At 66.6% G+C, this 1,076-nt stretch carries 1 protein-coding gene; it reads right to left on the bottom strand.

Annotation, left to right across the window (positions count from 1 at the left end):
* Positions 1–154: 154 nt before the first annotated feature.
* Positions 155–775 (bottom strand): C39 family peptidase, encoded by a 621-nt coding sequence (locus ACXAHD_RS32190; protein ID WP_289213233.1) that lies wholly within the window; start codon positions 773–775, stop codon positions 155–157.
* Positions 776–1,076: the final 301 nt, after the last annotated feature.

Raw genomic sequence — 1,076 nt, 5'->3', positions numbered from 1 at the left:
GGGGATACCCCCTGACAACGGAAAAAAGGAAACGGGAAGCCATCCGGCTTTCTTTGGTCTGTTTCTGTCGGTCTGCCCCCCCCCCCCCGGACCGGTCAAGCAACCTCATCGGGTTCGACCTGGGCAGAGCTCAGGGACGTGGCTCAGGGACGGCTCAGGCGGAGTAGCCGCGCTTGGCGGTCCAGTCAGCCAGCACATCGAGGCCCATCCAGTACTCCTGGCCCTCGAAGTACGGGTCAGCGATCTTCACCGTGTCACCACCATCGCGGTAACCCGTCACCGTCAGGTAGTGCCCACCCTCGTACGAATGCGCCACCCCGTCGACGTCCGACGCCGTGCCCATGATGTTCGCCACCACGGCCCGGTCGTCGTCCACCGCCTCACGCACATCCGCCTTCAGCTTCGCCACATGCTCCGGCTTCGCCGCGACCGCACCGATCGACACCGTCTCGTACTCGTCACCACCGGTCACCTCGTTGAGTACCCGGGTCGTCTCCTCAGCCGAATCGGTACCGGCCTCGGTCGTCCCCAACTTCTCCGCCACCTCGTCCTGCGACGGGGCCTTACCCTGCGCCGTCAACGCGATCCGCGTCGCCGCCGGCCCGCAGTAGTAGAAGTTCGGCTGCGCCTCGTACTGCACCGCCACCTCACGCGCACCGCCGTCGGCGGCACCCGGACCAGCGGCCTGCGCCACCACCGCAGGAGCGGCCACCACACCACCAGCGGTCAGCAGACCAGCAACCGACAGAGCAGACTTACGGAAGATCGTGTTCATAGCAGAATCTCCGTTCCGAGGGGAATGAACCGGACACCAGACCACACCGGGTCGATGACCGGTCACGAACGGGACAGAACAGAACACGCACAAGAAAATCGAACTCAAATGATGCGCTCCAACCTGCGCACACCCGCCGGTCCAGGCGGGGGGCGGTCTCACCGGCGCACCGGATACAACCATCCGAGGATGCCCGGCATTCCGCACCCGGCGGGGCCGCAGACCCGGCCGCACCCGCACCGGGCGACAGACCAGGCGGACCAGGCGGATCAGGCCCGGCAGATCAGCCCGGCCACTCGCC

It is taken from the genome of Micromonospora sp. ABR4_055 (genome assembly GCF_056160425.1).
Note: the sequence above shows the minus strand (reverse complement) of the source record. Positions and strands in the feature narration are given on the sequence as shown.